General features: G+C 58.2%; 13 protein-coding genes. 6 read left to right on the top strand and 7 right to left on the bottom strand.

Annotated features, from left to right (window positions below; genetic code table 11):
• Nucleotides 1-182 precede the first annotated feature (182 nt).
• The 3 genes from HG800_RS10815 (at nt 183) to HG800_RS10805 (ending at nt 3,198) form a co-directional block, all read left to right on the top strand.
• Nucleotides 183-1,103, top strand: coding sequence for a prenyltransferase/squalene oxidase repeat-containing protein (locus tag HG800_RS10815; RefSeq protein WP_206352211.1), 921 nt, complete (start codon nt 183-185; stop codon nt 1,101-1,103).
• Between the two features lie 92 nt (nt 1,104-1,195).
• Nucleotides 1,196-2,470, top strand: a complete 1,275-nt coding sequence (locus HG800_RS10810; protein WP_169976639.1) for an NPCBM/NEW2 domain-containing protein — start codon at nt 1,196-1,198, stop codon at nt 2,468-2,470.
• A 26-nt stretch (nt 2,471-2,496) separates the two neighbouring features.
• Entirely contained in the window at nt 2,497-3,198 is a 702-nt protein-coding gene (locus tag HG800_RS10805; protein ID WP_169976638.1) for a sensor histidine kinase, read from the top strand.
• A 10-nt stretch (nt 3,199-3,208) separates the two neighbouring features.
• On the opposite strand, the gene HG800_RS10800 is transcribed toward HG800_RS10805, so the two are convergent.
• Entirely contained in the window at nt 3,209-3,970 is a 762-nt protein-coding gene (locus HG800_RS10800) for a hypothetical protein (protein ID WP_169976637.1), read from the bottom strand.
• A 274-nt stretch (nt 3,971-4,244) separates the two neighbouring features.
• On the bottom strand, nt 4,245-4,814 hold the full coding sequence (locus HG800_RS10795) for an ANTAR domain-containing response regulator (protein ID WP_152050158.1): 570 nt from the start codon (nt 4,812-4,814) through the stop codon (nt 4,245-4,247).
• Nucleotides 4,815-5,080: 266 nt separating this feature from the next.
• On the opposite strand from HG800_RS10795, the gene HG800_RS10790 reads away from it, so the two are divergent.
• Nucleotides 5,081-5,572, top strand: coding sequence for a MaoC family dehydratase (locus HG800_RS10790; protein WP_169976636.1), 492 nt, complete (start codon nt 5,081-5,083; stop codon nt 5,570-5,572).
• 14 nt (nt 5,573-5,586) lie between these two features.
• On the opposite strand, the gene HG800_RS10785 is transcribed toward HG800_RS10790, so the two are convergent.
• From HG800_RS10785 to HG800_RS10775, 3 genes are all read right to left on the bottom strand, one after another.
• Nucleotides 5,587-6,417: a phosphoenolpyruvate hydrolase family protein gene (locus tag HG800_RS10785; protein ID WP_169976635.1), complete on the bottom strand. Its 831-nt coding sequence runs from the start codon at nt 6,415-6,417 to the stop codon at nt 5,587-5,589.
• Entirely contained in the window at nt 6,414-7,646 is a 1,233-nt protein-coding gene (locus HG800_RS10780; RefSeq protein WP_169976634.1) for a Tm-1-like ATP-binding domain-containing protein, read from the bottom strand. Before HG800_RS10780 ends, HG800_RS10785 begins: the two co-directional genes overlap by 4 nt.
• A gap of 145 nt (nt 7,647-7,791) precedes the next feature.
• Nucleotides 7,792-8,589, bottom strand: coding sequence for an HpcH/HpaI aldolase family protein (locus tag HG800_RS10775; protein WP_169976633.1), 798 nt, complete (start codon nt 8,587-8,589; stop codon nt 7,792-7,794).
• Between the two features lie 423 nt (nt 8,590-9,012).
• Between HG800_RS10775 and HG800_RS10770 the strand changes: the two genes are divergently transcribed.
• Nucleotides 9,013-10,185, top strand: a complete 1,173-nt coding sequence (locus tag HG800_RS10770; RefSeq protein WP_169976632.1) for a glycosyltransferase family 4 protein — start codon at nt 9,013-9,015, stop codon at nt 10,183-10,185.
• On the opposite strand, the gene HG800_RS10765 is transcribed toward HG800_RS10770, so the two are convergent.
• Complete coding sequence (locus tag HG800_RS10765) at nt 10,157-11,860, bottom strand: ArnT family glycosyltransferase (RefSeq protein ID WP_169976631.1); 1,704 nt, start codon at nt 11,858-11,860, stop codon at nt 10,157-10,159. The genes HG800_RS10770 and HG800_RS10765 overlap by 29 nt on opposite strands.
• 121 nt (nt 11,861-11,981) lie before the next feature.
• Between HG800_RS10765 and HG800_RS10760 the strand changes: the two genes are divergently transcribed.
• The gene (locus HG800_RS10760; protein ID WP_169976630.1) at nt 11,982-13,343 is read left to right on the top strand and encodes a hypothetical protein; all 1,362 of its coding nucleotides are present in this window, start codon (nt 11,982-11,984) and stop codon (nt 13,341-13,343) included.
• Nucleotides 13,344-13,444: 101 nt separating this feature from the next.
• Here HG800_RS10760 and HG800_RS10755 read toward each other — a convergent pair whose 3' ends face one another.
• Entirely contained in the window at nt 13,445-15,373 is a 1,929-nt protein-coding gene (locus HG800_RS10755) for a hypothetical protein (protein ID WP_169976629.1), read from the bottom strand.
• Nucleotides 15,374-15,452 lie beyond the last annotated feature (79 nt).

Raw genomic sequence — 15,452 nt, 5'->3', positions numbered from 1 at the left:
CGACCATGGGGCAACACCCGTTTAAGCGTTCTTCTTGCCTCTCACGACGTCGGTTCACGCAACTGGCGTTTTCCGGATTCGGAGCAACGGTCGCAGGTCCTCTTTCGTCTGTTTCGGGTCGCCAGGATACGGGATTTCGGGAAGGACGGACCGGGGAAGTGCCCGAGGGAGCGGCGGAGTTGGTGGATGATCGGACTTTCCGGGCCATCGATGATGGACTTTCGTGGCTCGGGGCGAACCAGGCTCCCGATGGGTCGTATGGCAGCGGTTCGTATCGAGCGGCGATTTCAAGTCTTGCGGGCCTGGCCTTCATGGGCAATGGCTCGTCGCCGGGCCGAGGTCCGTACGGTAGGTACATCGATGAGGCACTCGGGTATGTCATGTCGTGTGCCGATGCCTCGGGTTTTGTTTCCAGTCCTCCCCCTTCCAACAACCCGATGTATGGGCATGGGTTCGCAACGTTGTTTCTCGCTGAGGCGTATGGTATGTCCCGTCGGTCGGAGCTTCGCCCGATCCTAGAGCGAGCTGTACGACTCATTATCGACACACAAAATGAAGAAGGTGGATGGCGTTATCAGCCCGTCCGGGACGATGCGGATCTGTCTGTCACGATCTGTCAGATCAATGCGCTCAGAGCCGCTCGGAACGCGGGACTCTTCGTGCCGAAGGAGACGGTCGAAGAGTGCATCGAATACGTCAATCAGGCTCAGAACCCTGACGGGGGCTTCCGCTACATGTTACGAGGCGGCTCGAGTGCCTTCCCGCGCTCGGCTGCAGGGGTAGTGGCCCTTTACAGTGCTGCCGTGTATAACGATCAAGCGGTGGACGACGGAATCGAATATCTGAAGCAACACCGGCCCGATGATCGTTTCCTTCGCCGACTTCCTCATTACTTTTATGGCCATTATTATGCGGCGCAGGCCATGTGGATTCGAGGTGGTGATGATTGGAATCGGTGGTATCCCGCCATCCGAGACGAACTGCTCAACGATCAGGAACCCGATGGTTCTTGGTCCGACGGGTTTGGACCGGCTTATGGAACGGCAATGGCCCTGATCATCCTGCAACTTCCCTTTAGTTGCCTGCCGATCTTTCAGCGATAATCGGTTTCCGAGGGTTGATCCAGGATCGACCTGGGGACCTCCTCGATGCGAGCCTTTGTTGCTCGATCAGTGCAAGAGAAGTTCCTGCAACCATGAAAATTGCTTCTCGATCTTCGCGATGGGTGTGGACGCTCTGGCTGGTGGGGGCAGGATTCTGCTCGGCCGCTCAGGACGCTCCAGATCCGCTCCCGTCCGATCCGGTCTTCGATGCGCTCTTCATTGACGGATCGATTATTACGGGTCGAATTCGATCCATGTCGCCCGAAGGCGAAATTGCTCTCGTTGATGAACAGGGCATGGATCATGTGCTTCGGGGAGAGGACCTGGTCAAGTTGTTCAGAAATCGCCCGATCGTGACACAGAAGGTCCCAGACGCTCCGCTCGTGGTGCTACCCCTTGGCGACCAGATTCGGGGGCAACTCGATGCCGCCAACGAACGGACCATTTCGGTCAGGTCTTCCATCTTTGGAGCGTTGAGCATCCCACTAGAGGTGGTCGTTGGCTTTTCAATTATGCCCGATCTGAATCCTCAGACAGAGGAGAGAACCCTATTCGACCTTCGAAGTGCTGATCGCGAGTCTGACCGTCTTTATCTGGTCAATGGAGACGAACGAGATGTGACCTTTTCGGCGCTCGACGAGTCCGGAGTCTCCTACCTCGACGCCAATCGTCTGCAGAAGCTCCCTAAGGAAATGGTGCATGCAGTGGGGCTCGATCCGGGTTTACTGCAAATTCCCGAGATTCCGGGACGCTCATTTGATCTTGTCTTCACCGATGCAACCCGACTTCGATTGGTCGATCTCAGCGTTCGAGAGGGCCGAATGAAAGGTCGGACACGCTTTGGCGTTGAGGTTGAATCGCCAGTCGATCGGATCGCCAGTATACACGCTCTGAGCGAGACGATTGTTTATCTTTCGGAACTTGAGGCGGCCCGTGAGGTGACCGTTGCTTATGTGGGACCGGCTCGTCCTGTCCAGAAAAACAAGACGGTTTTCGGGCACCCGATTACCGTTAACGGTCGTCAATTTCTCCGAGGTCTGGGAACGCAAAGTCGTTCCTTGGTTGCTTACCGTTTGCAGCCTCAGGATCAACGCTTTCAGGCTTGTGTTGCACTGGATGATCTCGCCGGCCCGCTTGGCAATGTGGTGTTTCGGGTGCTGGTTGATGGGGAAGAGCGATATGCATCGCCTCCCGTGTCCTCGGGAGTTGACCCTATTGCCGTGGATGTGGACGTTTCGGGAGGACAGTTTTTGATCCTCGCAACTGAGTTTGGCCGGGGTGGTGGTGTTCGCGATTATGCAGCGTGGATCGAAGCTCGGTTAATCCGCGAGTTCAATGACCCAGAGCCTCCGGTCGCTGGCAACTGAACTCGCGTTCGATTATGCTTCGATTCATGCCAGATCCAACACCCACGACCTATGGACCCGATCGGGAACGGCAACTCGCGCATCTTGCGTCGAGCGTGGGCCATCATCTCATCAACGCATTCAGTGCGGTTGTCAGCAACGCCGAGATTCTCAAACTGTCGAGTCCATCGGAGTCGGATCCTGAGCTGTCTGAAACGGTGGACTTGATCGTTAACGTTTCGGTCAAAGCTTCAGGGGTTGCTCGTCGTCTGATTGACTTTACCCGGTCCTCGACACAACCGCTCGATCAGTCAGTTGATCTGTTTGGTCTCATTCAGGAGGTCGTTTCCGAACTGGCGTTGGCGTACCCCAACGTTTCCTGGGTTGTTGACAGTAAGCCAATATCAACCTTGAAAGGTGATCCGTCGCAACTGCGATCGATGTTTGGCTATCTGCTTCTCAATGCAATCGAGGCACTCCGCCCTGACGGTGGACAAATTTCAATCCGATCGCAGGTTGAAGAATTGGAGTGGACGAGTTTGATCATCGAGGACGATGGGCTTGGCATGGATGTTATGGTCCAGGAACAAGCACTCGATCCATTTTTCTCAACGAAACCAGGTCGACTGGGGATCGGCCTTTGTCTTGCAAACAGTATCTGGCGTCGGCATGGAGGGACTCTCTCGATTCTCAGCAAGCCAGGTCAAGGCACGCTGATTCGTATGACCTACGGTGGGCAGAGACGATAACGCGGCCAGCTCACTCATTGAGTGTTTCACTGAAATCCATGCTGAAGGCATCACCTCGAGCGCTTCGCGGAGCTTCAGGAAACGTGAACTCGGCAGAGCGAATCAGCTCTCCATCCGCTGCGAAGCATCGAACCTCAACCCCAAGCATCTCAAGTCGTTCGAGGCTTAATGCCAGCCGAGAGCCTGCATCCGTTCCCACTTCCTCGAGGCAAACAAAACGACTGAACAGTGGGTCTTCGCGGAGACTGGTGAAGTTGGAGATCAATTCTTCCGCAGTCGAGACCATCGACAGCCGGCTGGTTCTACCTTGCTCTGACGGGCTGGACGTCAGGACCAGCGATATCGAATCACCCGGTTTCGCGGATTCGACCGCCAACACCGCCCACTCCAGCAAGGCCTCAAGGCAGAGGACTCGATCCGTCAAGATCGGACGAATCGGTCCGTCAAGCGCACAGTTCCAGGCAACCCCTCGCCCAAAGGCTTCGGGCATGACTTGTCGGTCAATCTCCACGAGTAGCTCATCGGGTCGAACGGCAAGACATTGTGGTGAAGGCAATGCCTGAACCTGCTCGATGTAATCGAGATAGCGTTGTGTGAGGACTGCAACATCGTTACACATGGTCGCTGCAGTTGCTAGGTGAGGTTGCACGGCTTGCGGGATGGCCGGGTTCAGCAGGAGCGACTCCACGGCATCGCGAATGCCAATTAAGGGCTTTTCAAAATGATCGCTGAGCGCCGCAAGAATATCCCGTAATTCGGGAACATCCTGCACCGTCCTAAAGGCTCCCCCGAACGGTGTGGGAGCGGACTCAGCACATCCATGCATAGCAGTTGCCTGAGGGGCGAATCGATCTCTCAGAGAAAAAACACGTGCCTGGCAAAAGGATCAAGAGTAGCAATCACTGCCGACATCGTACGAGGAGTTCAAACTCATCATTCGAGATTTTTCCTCCTTAATCAAATTTAGGCTACAGTCCGACCGGCCATTGTGTCAACCGGTTGGAGAGAGCCGATTGGGGAACGATTGACAAGAATCATCAGAAAAATCAAATCAACTCGTGTGCATGAACAATAGTTTCGGCGAGCTTCGCCATCGCGATTCGGCGATCTTGGCTTTCGCGCTGGAGGAAACGAAAGGCTTCGGCTTCAGTCAAATTCTTTCGAGACATGATAATGCCTTTGGCCTTTTCAATCATTTTTCGATCGCGGAGCGTTGCCTCAAGTTCCTCGCTCCGTTTTTTGTATTGATCCAATTCCCTGGCCTTGGCCACAGCCATCTGAATGGCAGCGTTGAGTGCTGGACCAGTGACTGGTTTCAGAAGATACTGGATCGCCCCTTCCTGGATTGCGGCTTCGACCAGTTCGGGCTGACCGTGCGCGGTCAAAATAATCACAGGGGTTCCAGGATCCTGGGCGATCTGTCGGGCCGCGGAAAGGCCATCGAGACCGGGCATTTCGATGTCGAGGATTGCCACATCTGGCAGTGTGCGGCGGCACATTTCGATTGCGCGCTGGCCATCCTCGGCCACTGCTGCCACACTATATCCCATTCTGCTCAGAATCTGTTGGAGGCTAGCCCCCACCTTCCGATCATCATCGGCGATGAGCACCTTCATGCGATGAGCTCCCTTCGTCGGTCGCCGTCGCTCGTCACGAAATTGAGTCGAGGCTGCAGAAGAGGATCGTACCACGGTACAATCCTTGTGCCAAAGAGACCATCGACAGAATTCTTTGAGTCGAATCGTTGCAAGCGGTTCAAATCCGAGCTTTCAATCGGTCTTTGGACGACGACTCAAGGCGATGCTCTCGAGATCTCCTTGAACCCGGGGGACGAAGCCGAACCTGTTTCTCACTTGAGGGTTACCGCGAGGAATATAGATCGGTGAAGGTTTACAATGTCCAGGTGTTGTACTTCCAGGATTTGGTGATCGGAGAGGCTTGGGAGAGTGTCTCTCGGACGATTACACTGACGGAGATTTCCCTGTTTGCGGGACTCTCTGGTGATTTTAATGCGCTGCATGTGGACCATGAGGCGGCTCGGCAAGGGCCATTTGGGCAACCGGTTGCCCATGGACTGCTCGGTCTGGCAATCGCCAGTGGCCTCGGGACCACGGCCCCTCGCGTCGAGACGCTCGCGTTTCTGGAAATTCTCTCCTGGTCATTTCGTCAACCGATCGCTCCCGGCGACACCATTCGGGTCATCACCCGGGTCGAAGCGCTCGAACCCCGAGCCCGAGGTCGACGAGGTGTTGTGACCTGGAACCGTCAAGTGGTCAACCAGCGAGGCGAGGTGGTTCAGGAGGGACAAACGCGGACACTCGTCCGAGGTCGCACCGAGTCGGTCGATCCCGAGGCCGATACCTCCTCGAAATGATCGCGATCGCTGATTCACGATTCGGGCAATCGTAACGATGTGAAGGCCTGAACCTGGCCCGTAATGGCCGGCTCGGTGGGGAGTCGCTCGATACTGCTTGCCCCAAAAAATCCGACGACTCCCCGGGTTCGAGCCAGCACTTCTCCCGCGTCGGATGGCTCGGCGATGGGGCCACCGTGGCATAGGACAAGAACATCTTCTCGGGCCGAATGAGCGGCGTCGGCCATTGCCTGAACACGTTCGATTGCCTCGTCGATCCCAAGGGCGGATTGCGCTCCGATCATTCCCTTGGTGGTAAGCCCGACGTGAGCGACCACGACATCGGCACCAGCGCTGGCCATTGCGTAGGATTCGTGTTCATCATGGACGTAGGGGCAGGTCAAGAGACCAAGCCGATGGGCTCGCGCGATCATGTCGACTTCCTTGTCGTAGCCCATACCAGTTTCTTCAAGTCCTCTGCGAAATTGCCCATCAATCAATCCGACGGTCGGGAAATTCTGGACGCCGGCGAACCCGGCATCGCGCACCTCGACGAGGAATCGATCCATCACTCGAAAGGGGTCAGTGCCACAGACTCCGGCCAGGACGGGTGTGTGGTTGACCACCGGTAAGACCTCGCGAGCCATTTCCATGACGATCGCGTTGGCGTCGCCATAGGGCATCAGACCTGCGAGGCTCCCTCGACCGGCCATTCGGAACCGGCCCGAATTGTAGATGATGATCAGGTCGATTCCCCCCGCCTCGGCGCACTTGGCACTCAGGCCGGTTCCGGCTCCACCACCGATAATGGGTTTGCCCTCGGCGATTTTCCGTCGGAATTGATCTAAGATACTCGTCCGAGTCACTGGATCATTCCCTTCCTTGCCGCGAGGAGTCGTTCGACTGCGACATCTGCAAACGCTGGATCATTGAGATGCATGGGAAGCGATTCGACTCGCGTGTGCGTCGATCCTTTCAGTCCTTCTCGGATGGCCGAAAACAGCGCGGCGTCCGCCTCGGGATCAAAAAAGGGTTGACCAGGAGCATCGAGCGCGGAAACACCGAGTTCCGGGATCAGGACAACTGTTTCGACACGAGCGTTTCTGAGGGCCTGAGCCATGCGGTGCCCAATGGCTTCACATTCGTCTGCCTGAGTCCGCATCAAGGTAACCGTTGGATTATGGAGATGGAGAAGCCGGCCCCGGAAAATCTCGGGGACCGTTTCCAGAGGGCCGAAGTTGACCATATCGAGGGCCCCGACACTGACGACCTGCGGAATGCCCGCGGAGACTGCGGCTGAGAGGCGATCGGGGCCTGCTGAGAGGACACCTCCGACAAGCTCGTCGGCGAGTTCGGTCGTGGTGAGGTCGAGCACACCATCGACGAGACCGTCCCGGATCAATTGCTCCATGGCCTGTCCACCCACCCCGGTCGCATGAAAGACGATCACTTCGGCACCCTGGGATTCGAGCCGGTTGCGAGCCCGATCAACGCAGGGCGTCGTCACACCAAACATCGTGGCGGTGATGAGCTTGCCATCGGAAGCCCTAGTGTGGAGGTCGGGTTTCGATTGCCCCTGGACCATGCCGATCATTGCATCGGCGGCGTTAGTAAGTACGCGACGGGTGATCCCGTTCAGACCGGCGAGGTCTGCGATTGATGGGAGCATCATGAGATCGCTCCCACCAACATACGGCCGGGTCTGTCCGCTGGCCAAGGTGCTGACCATGACTTTTGGGAGACCGAAGGGAGCGGCCCGCATTGCTGAAGTGCCAATTGTCGTTCCCGCCGAACCCCCGATCGCGAGAATCCCCTCTACGTTGTCCTCAACGACCAACTGCTCGACCAGGCGAGCGACACCTCGTGCCGCATCCGTGACTGCTCGGCCCCGATCACGATGCTGATGGACCGAATCGAGTGACGATCCGGCGGCCTCGAAGACCCGATCGCGTGGGTAGTCAGCCTCGATTGCCACGGGATCACCGGATCCGGCATCGATCACCAGGACCCGCAGACCCTCGGACCGAAGTCGGTCACGGAGAAATTCGAGTTCCCGACCTTTCGTGTCGAGGGTGCCGATCAGGAGGACCGCCATCACGTAACTCCCATGTCAATTTCGGTCCGACCCCTGGGATGGGGTGGTTGTCGTTCGAGCGTCGAGGAGAAAGGCTCGGAACGGTCCAGAGGTATTGTCCCCATTGCCTCGGGGTTCAAGGGAGCAGGCCAGGCTCGACGCGCGATTAGTAGTTCGCAAGCTCAGGAGCAGCATCTCCCTGATTGAAGCGATCGGCCAGTGCGGTTGCGTATTGGAGCATCATCGCGAGTTCGCTCCCAACAGCGATGAACTGCCATCCCTCGTCGATTCTTCGTTGCGCGTCGTCTGCATCCTTGACATGGATCCCGCAGGGAACGCGATGACGGGCCGCAGCCTCCCGAATCCGGATTAAGACCTCCTCGACCCGCTCAGGGGTGGGTGTCACACCTTTGGCTTCCCGGAGAGAGGCAGCCAGATCGTTTGGTCCAACAAAGATCGCGTCGATGCCGGGAACGTCATAAATCTCGTCGGCTCGCTCGACGGCGTGGATGTGCTCGGTTTGGATTACAACGAGGATTTCCTCGTCGGCTCCTGAGTAGTATTTCTCAGCCGTTGTCCCGTAGTTCAAGGCATGCAACGATCCACCGAGCGACCGATTGCCGACAGGAGGGTACTTACAGGCGGAAACGGCAACTTGAGCCTCTTCCGGAGTCATGACCATCGGCACGACGATGCCCATGGCTCCGCAATCGAGAACCGACTTGATCAAGTCGTGCCGGCAGCAGGAAACGCGAGCCAGTGGGGTGCAGCCTGCATCAGCGATGGCACCAAACATGAGCGCGGCTGTCTGGATGTCGGTATGCGTGTGCTCCAGGTCAACGGTCAGCCAGGGAAGTCCAGTGCGGGCGAGAAATCGAGCGGCAAAGGTGCTCCCGAGGGATAACCAGGTGCCGACCTGCGGCTTTCCTTCACGAAGGGCCCGCTTGACGGGATTGGGCTTCACGGATCATTGCTCCGAGATCGAGAATCAGATCGGTTCCCGACCCCGATCAGATGCCAATCGGTCGGGAAGTGAGAGTCCAGTCTGTCACGGCGCCTTGCGACGAGCAAGCGGTTGATGTCTGAGCAGTGTTTCCGGTCGGCGGCATGAAATCAGGGGACTCCATGATCCAGATTCCAGTCTGCGAGAGAAATCCAGCCCTTGCACGACGACAATAGAATCAAAAAATGATAATCTTTATAAAGTAAGCAATGTTTTCCTTGTATTCGGTCGTGCCAGTCCACGTACCTAGAATTTCCAGGGACGCCCAGAGATGACATGGTTTCTCATTTCTCCTCGTGCGATGATAAAGAGCACAAGGAACAAGCCGTCTTGAGGTTGACCGGCGTTTCGGGCTCGACTCGACGGGTTTGGCGAGGCGTGGGGATGCGGATCACGATCGTCACTGAGACCTACTTTCCACAAGTCAACGGTGTATCTCGGACACTTTCCCAACTTGTGCGAGTGCTACACGACTCAGGTGATGCGGTCCAACTGATCCACCCGGATTATGGGACACCATGCCAGCCGGAGACCTGTCACCGGGTTCCCTCGCTTCGGATTCCGTTTTATCCAGATGTGCGGCTGCCTCGTCCTCCGTATCGGGGGGTCTGTCGGGCGATTCATCGGTTTCGACCTGACCTGATCCACATTGCCACTGAAGCAACTTTGGGGCTGGCTATCCTTCGAAACGCCGAAGCGGAAGGTCTCCCGGTCGTCTCTAGTTTTCACACCAATTTTGATCAGTACTCCGATCACTATCGCATTGGATGGGCTCGGGGGTTGATCTGGCGCTATCTCCGCTGGTTCCACAATCGGACCCATGAGACCTACGTTCCTTCACGATCAACCATTGCGAACCTCAACAGTCAGGGCTTTGAGAACCTCGTCCTCTGGCCCAGGGGAGTCGATGCGGCGCTGTTTCGACCAGACCGACCAGGCCGGGAGGCGGTGAGAAAAGCACTCGGTTTTGGCCCTGAGGATGTCGTAATCTCCTATGTCGGGCGTGTTGCCGTTGAGAAAAATATCGACTACCTTGCCGAGGCGCTCGCGGGCTCTGCGCAGAAATGTGCTCGGATTCGCCTATTGATTGTAGGGGATGGACCTGCCCGACCATTGATCGAAGCTCGGCTGGGAACGATGGCGCGCTTCGTCGGATTTCGATCGGGCGAAGACCTGGCTGACCACTACGCCGCAGCCGATGTGTTCGCCTTCGCCAGCCGCACCGAAACATTCGGAAACGTGGTACTTGAAGCGTTGGCTTCGGGCCTGCCGGCCGTCGTCCTTGCAGACGGTGGTCCAGCAGAGATCATTCAGCACGGTAGGACCGGTCTGGCGATCAATCCCAATGACCCGCCATCGAGGTTTGCTGAAGCTCTAGTTGCGCTCGCAGAGGATGCCCAGCTTCGACGACAACTTTCTGAAACCGCCCGGGATTATGCGCGATCTCAGAGTTGGGAGCAGATCATGGGAACGCTCCGGGAGCGTTACGTTCGGATCATTGAGGATTCTGTGCCGGCTGTGACTCCCGTCAGTTCCGATCTGCCATCGATCGGGTGAGTTCCGCAAGCCGATCTTTACGAACCCAAAGTCCCCGGCCATCAGGCGAGATCGGGATCCGGTAGAGGTTTGTTGGTAAGTATCCTTGCTCAAGGAATTCTCTGAGCGCAGAAAAGGGGGGGTAGGCTACCAGGACGAGGTCGGGCTGGTTCTCCTGAAGATCAGTCATGAGTTCGGCGATTTTTGGCGAAACGACCGGATGGGGACGATCGGCAAAGTCTCGCATCAAATTGTTCGTGAAGAAATGACGCGACGGAGCATCCATGTTCGAGTAAAAATTCAAGGGACTTTGCCATCCCCAAACCAGGAGAGTCGGATCGTCCCAGTTGGTGGTTCGTTCGCCAAGGTCTCGACCGATTTTTCGAAGTTCGACCCACTGGCCTCCTCCTTTGTGACGAATTGTCAGTTGCTCGGAGGGAACCAAGAGATAGTCTCGAACCTGAATTGCTCCGAACACCAGAATCGTCCCGATCAGGCCAAGCACGAGAAGCCACGATCGCCACGTTTTCTGACTTGATGTCACCAGGTCCCCAAGCGTCACTCCCACCAGCATTGCAAGACCTGGAGTCGGCAACAGGTAGTAATGAGCCCAGTACAATCGTGGGGCCACGACCTGAACCAACGCCGAAATGGTCCAGCCGACGAGAACCCATCGGCCAATGCTTGGCCGACGGATCGCCAGACCGATGAGCGACGGAACCGCGACTAGCCAGATCGGCCAGGAACCCTGTCCCCACCAGACGAGGTACTTCGTGGAACCGAACGGAGGGGGTAACTCTCCCTTGGGATCGGCATTGCCCGTCATCCATCGGATGAGGGGCGATGGGGCGTTCAGCTCGGGCGGGACATCCGTCGCCAGGGCTCTCCCGGCCAGGATAATGTCATCGTACGCGTCTCCCGCAACACCTCGAGCAAAGAGGATCGCAACCACAACCACTGCGACCCCGAGAAACCCGACGATCAGGGCACCAAGCGATCGCAGCCGATCGAGGACTCTGGAATCCCCGTCGTCGTCTCGGCGAGGGAATGCCAGCACGGCCACTCCAAGAATCACCAGATGGAGGGCTGCCACCTGTTTGACCGCGGTCGCCAATCCCACCGAAACCCCGGCAACGATCAGCCACGTCCCGCGTCTTCGCGGCTCTTGCTCCGCCCTGAGGACCGCAGCCAACCCAGCCACTGCAAAGCAATTGATTGCCTGTTCGAGCTGTGCTCCATTGCCGTAAACATAGGGGTCTGTGCTAAGCAAGACGTAGAGGAATGCAGACATTACGGCAGCAATTGATCCACCAAGTCGCAAGCCGATCCACCAGACCAGACCGACCGTAACGAGAACCAGCGGGAGCGGAAGCAATCGGATGGTCAGCTCGTTCGCCCCTCCGATTGCCGCCGACGCGGAATAGATCCAGTATCCGAGGGGAGGTTTGTTTTCGCTCAGGTCCGCATAGAGTCGGTCGCCCTTGAAGAGCCTTCGGGCCATGTAGGCATACGCAGCCTCGTCGCAATCGAGCGGTTCTGATTCCCCTTCAACGACTGGCCAGGGAGCCAGGCCGAGCGAGTCTTCCATCGCCGGTGCGAACGTATGTCCGCGCCACCAGGCCGCAAAGATCAACGCGAGAACGAGCCCTGCAATCGCCCAGCCAGGGGTTCCGGATCGTGTGGCGAAGTTGGCCAACGACTGCCTCCTGAGGTTAGAATCCAAACACGATCCATTGCCCCCTTCGCCACCCTCCGGCGGGGGTTCCCCATGATCCCTTCGGTGATCGACCGTGATGGTTTCTCATGATTCTACAACGATGGCCACAGGTTCTGCAGCCAATCGGACCATTGGCTTGCCCAGGCCGATCGGTCATTTTCGCGCGGCGATCCCTGCCGTGATCTTTGGGGCAGCCCTGATCCTGCTTGCCGAACCGCCCAGGATGAGCGGCAACGTCTGGTCGCGGTACATGACGATTGAGTCGATTGTGGAGCGAGGGACGCTCTCGGTCGATGACTCTCCCTATCTCGGACCGAGTGGTTCCCCCGATCTCGCCAAGTTTCGGGAGAGGCTTTACTCCGACAAGCCTCCGGTACTTCCGGCACTGGGAGCGGCCGTTTATGGACCGTTGTATGCCTCGGGGTATCGGATGTTTGACTTGCGTTCGCCCAGAGCCTTTGTGGAGTCCTTTGCGCCGGTGAATCGGGCGCTCGTGGGGATTCTGGTTGCGATTCCCTCGGCACTGGCCCTGTATGCCTTGCGACGAATGTTCCAAACGATCGACGTTCACCGGGGCCTCGCTGATTTGCTCACGATCGGTTTCGGATTCGGTTCGCTCCTGCTGACCTACGGCGTGACGTTCAACAATCACAGCGTTGCCGCGGGACTGTTGACCTTCGCGTTTGCCCTGATCCTGCTTCAAGATTCGGAGGAGCAATCAGATTGGAGACGAGGGAGCCTTGCTGGGTTTCTCGCCGCACTTGCCGCCACGATCGACCTGCCGGCGGGTGGAGCCATGTGGATCGGTCTTTGGTTCTGGTTGGCGGTTCGATCAAAACGAGCAGGCGTTGCGTTCGTGATCGGCTCCATTGTTCCCATGCTTGGTCACAGTATCTTGCAATCGTTGGTGACGGGAACACCGCTTCCGGTCGAGATGTATCCTGAGGCACTCGCGTACGAAGGGTCCTACTGGGCGACTCAGATCGGGCAGTACCGTGAGACGATCCCGCGATCACTCTTTCTCGTCGAGCTGCTCGTCGGTCCTCAGGGGTGGCTGACCGTCACCCCCGTCCTGATCTTCGCCCCGATGGGCTTCGCAATCGCGATCGCCACTCACAAGGAAGGTCTCCGCTCCGGGGCCGTCGTCGTCGGGGTCGTCACCCTTGTGTTGCTTGCTTATTACAGCTTCGGCGTCCGTCGGACAGACTACTCGGGACAGTCGTTCGGTGTCCGGCACCTCCTGCCGATCACTCCGCTCGTCTTCTTTTTTACGGCCGCGGGGCTGGAACGCCTTCGCCGGAACGCCTGGAAATTGGTCTTCGTTACCTTGATGCTTATCGGCGTGGCTTACTCGGTTCCCGGAATGAAGGACCCCTGGAGCCGCATCGAGCGGAGAGACGATCTTTCCCTCCGCCTCGCTCAGCGATTCGTCCTTTACCCACACACCAGTTATCAACGTTGACGCAAATGGCCCCTGATTCCTCCGCGATAGTCTGAGAAGAGGTCGAAACCGAGAGACATGTGCGCTCTGCTTCGGAGTCGTCTCTCCAGGAGACCGAACACTCAACGGTTCCCTGAGTCGTCGTCCTCCTCCCTTGGGTCGAAGGGCAGAGGGGCTGATCCCCGGAGTTCCGCGTCCCAGGCGACCGCCCCCACGTCGTCCGGCCCTCCCTGAGGCCACGCCCTCGGCTCGTACTCACCCCCGTCATCCTGGCCGTTCGGACCGATCGAGGCGACGACGAACCGCCCCTCGGGACGATGGAGACGGAAGACCTCACCCGAAAAAGGGTCGAGGGGAACGCCTGGAAGGAGTTCATCGTCAATGGCCTCGATCGATGCAGGCCAATCTCCGTGACGAAGGCGGTACCGTTCAGCAGCGAGGAGAACGACCATCGACCCAAGTACGGCCTCGTACCGCCGATGGGCAAGGTCGCCGGCCTGACAGGCGGGGGTCATCAGGATTGGGAGGGTCTTCGTCCAGTAGGCATGCCATTCCGCTCGCTCCTCCTCGATCCAGACCTCCCATGCGGACCAGCGTGGGCCTCGCTCGTACGCCGGAAGTGCAGCGATCGCCACGGCTTCGTTCATGAAATCCAGCGCAAGGGCCATCTGATTTTCGAAAGTGAGTTTCCCCCAGGGGGAAACAGGGGAAACCGTCTCCTCAGAATCAAGGAATCCGGTCCCACTAAGGGATCTGATCGGGATTTCCTCATTGGCGAGCCGGCGAATCACCTCGACCATTGTGGCTCGCTCCCCCTTCATCCCGTGAAGTACGAGAGGGCGCCGGAACTCGGCTATCGAATCCGCCTGGAGTCGTTCCAGAGCCTCGTCGGAAGCCTCCCCCTGGCCGAGCGTCCGCTGGGCAGCCTGTATGGCGACGCTGCCGATGGAGATACGGACCAGCTGTGAGATCAAGAACGGTTCATCTCCGATTGACCGGGCGACGCCGAGGATGGCCCGGCTGGAGTCGATGGCCTCGTCAACTAAGCCATCCTGGGCGAGGATTGCGACATCAACATTCAACAATCGAGCAGCGGTCCGAGATGCCTGTGTTTCAGGCAGGAGCGTATCGATCACCGCCGGGCCGATCCGTAGCTCGTGCCGTCCCTGGTCAAGATCGGCGACTCGTCGAGCGAGGACAAGAGCCTCCTCGTATTCCTCACGTTCGACTCGGAGTGTCGCCTCAGTCCAGTCGTCAAGTCGGACGTTCGAGTCAAGATCCGAGAGGCGATCGAGGGCGATCATCAGATCACTCTGAGGAGGATTGACCCAGCCCGGAATCTCAGGTGGTTCGTGATCGGGCCAGCCATCGGGGAGCAGGTCGAGTGCATCCTCGACAACGAGGGCGGAGTTTTCTTCGGGATCAATCGGTGTGCGGTTAGCGAGGAGGTCGTCGATTCTCCAGTATGGATCGTTCTGATCGGCGGCGGCGATGGCCGAATCCAACCGATCATCTACCCCCGCGCCGATCCGGAACCCCGCTGCGAATGCGACGAGGATCGCAACGACCCCCGGCACTCCGATCACCCAGGGAAGCACCCGCCAGTAGAACCGCGACAGGCGAGAGAATCGTGATGGCCTGTTCGGTTGATCGCTCGATCGTCTCCCAATCGGTCGTTCAAGGAGGCTTGCGAAACGGGACGACCAACCCTGCGGCTTTCCCCTACGCATCAAGGCAAGGACCAGGCCCAGCAACCCGCCCCACACGGCACCGATGACTGCAAACGACAGCGCGAAACCGAGGCCCCGGACCGTCCACATCGAAACGGCGAAACCTCGCCCCGCACCGAATGCCATCGCGCTGAGCATCAAACCGGCGATTGCGACAATCGCCCCGATTGGCACTCCCACCGCCGACATCACCAGGGCCCCGGCGACCGCCCCTCGCCGGGTCGTCGGGAAAACTCCCTTCGCCGGTTCTGTTTGCGGGTTCGCCGCTGGGTGGGTCAATGGGGCTTCATAGTACGGAGGATCGTCAGGATCATTCGTCACGGCTGCCGCCCCGCGTTCCCGTCGCCATCGTCGGGAGAATTCCCCGGGATGTGTGCGGGGATCGACGCAGCCTCCCGAG

The sequence above is a fragment of the Tautonia rosea genome (assembly GCF_012958305.1).
GTDB lineage: Bacteria > Planctomycetota > Planctomycetia > Isosphaerales > Isosphaeraceae > Tautonia > Tautonia rosea.
This window is presented reverse-complemented; position numbering and strand designations above follow the sequence as displayed.

What these genes read in the sequence shown, in the direction of transcription:
- HG800_RS10810 (WP_169976639.1), top strand. Translation starts at nt 1,196, where the DNA reads ATGAAAATTGCTTCTCGATCTTCGCGATGGGTGTGGACGCTCTGGCTG.
- HG800_RS10805 (WP_169976638.1), top strand. Translation starts at nt 2,497, where the DNA reads ATGCCAGATCCAACACCCACGACCTATGGACCCGATCGGGAACGGCAA.
- HG800_RS10795 (WP_152050158.1), bottom strand. Translation starts at nt 4,814, where the DNA reads ATGAAGGTGCTCATCGCCGATGATGATCGGAAGGTGGGGGCTAGCCTC.
- HG800_RS10780 (WP_169976634.1), bottom strand. Translation starts at nt 7,646, where the DNA reads ATGGCGGTCCTCCTGATCGGCACCCTCGACACGAAAGGTCGGGAACTC.
- HG800_RS10770 (WP_169976632.1), top strand. Translation starts at nt 9,013, where the DNA reads ATGCGGATCACGATCGTCACTGAGACCTACTTTCCACAAGTCAACGGT.
- HG800_RS10760 (WP_169976630.1), top strand. Translation starts at nt 11,982, where the DNA reads ATGGCCACAGGTTCTGCAGCCAATCGGACCATTGGCTTGCCCAGGCCG.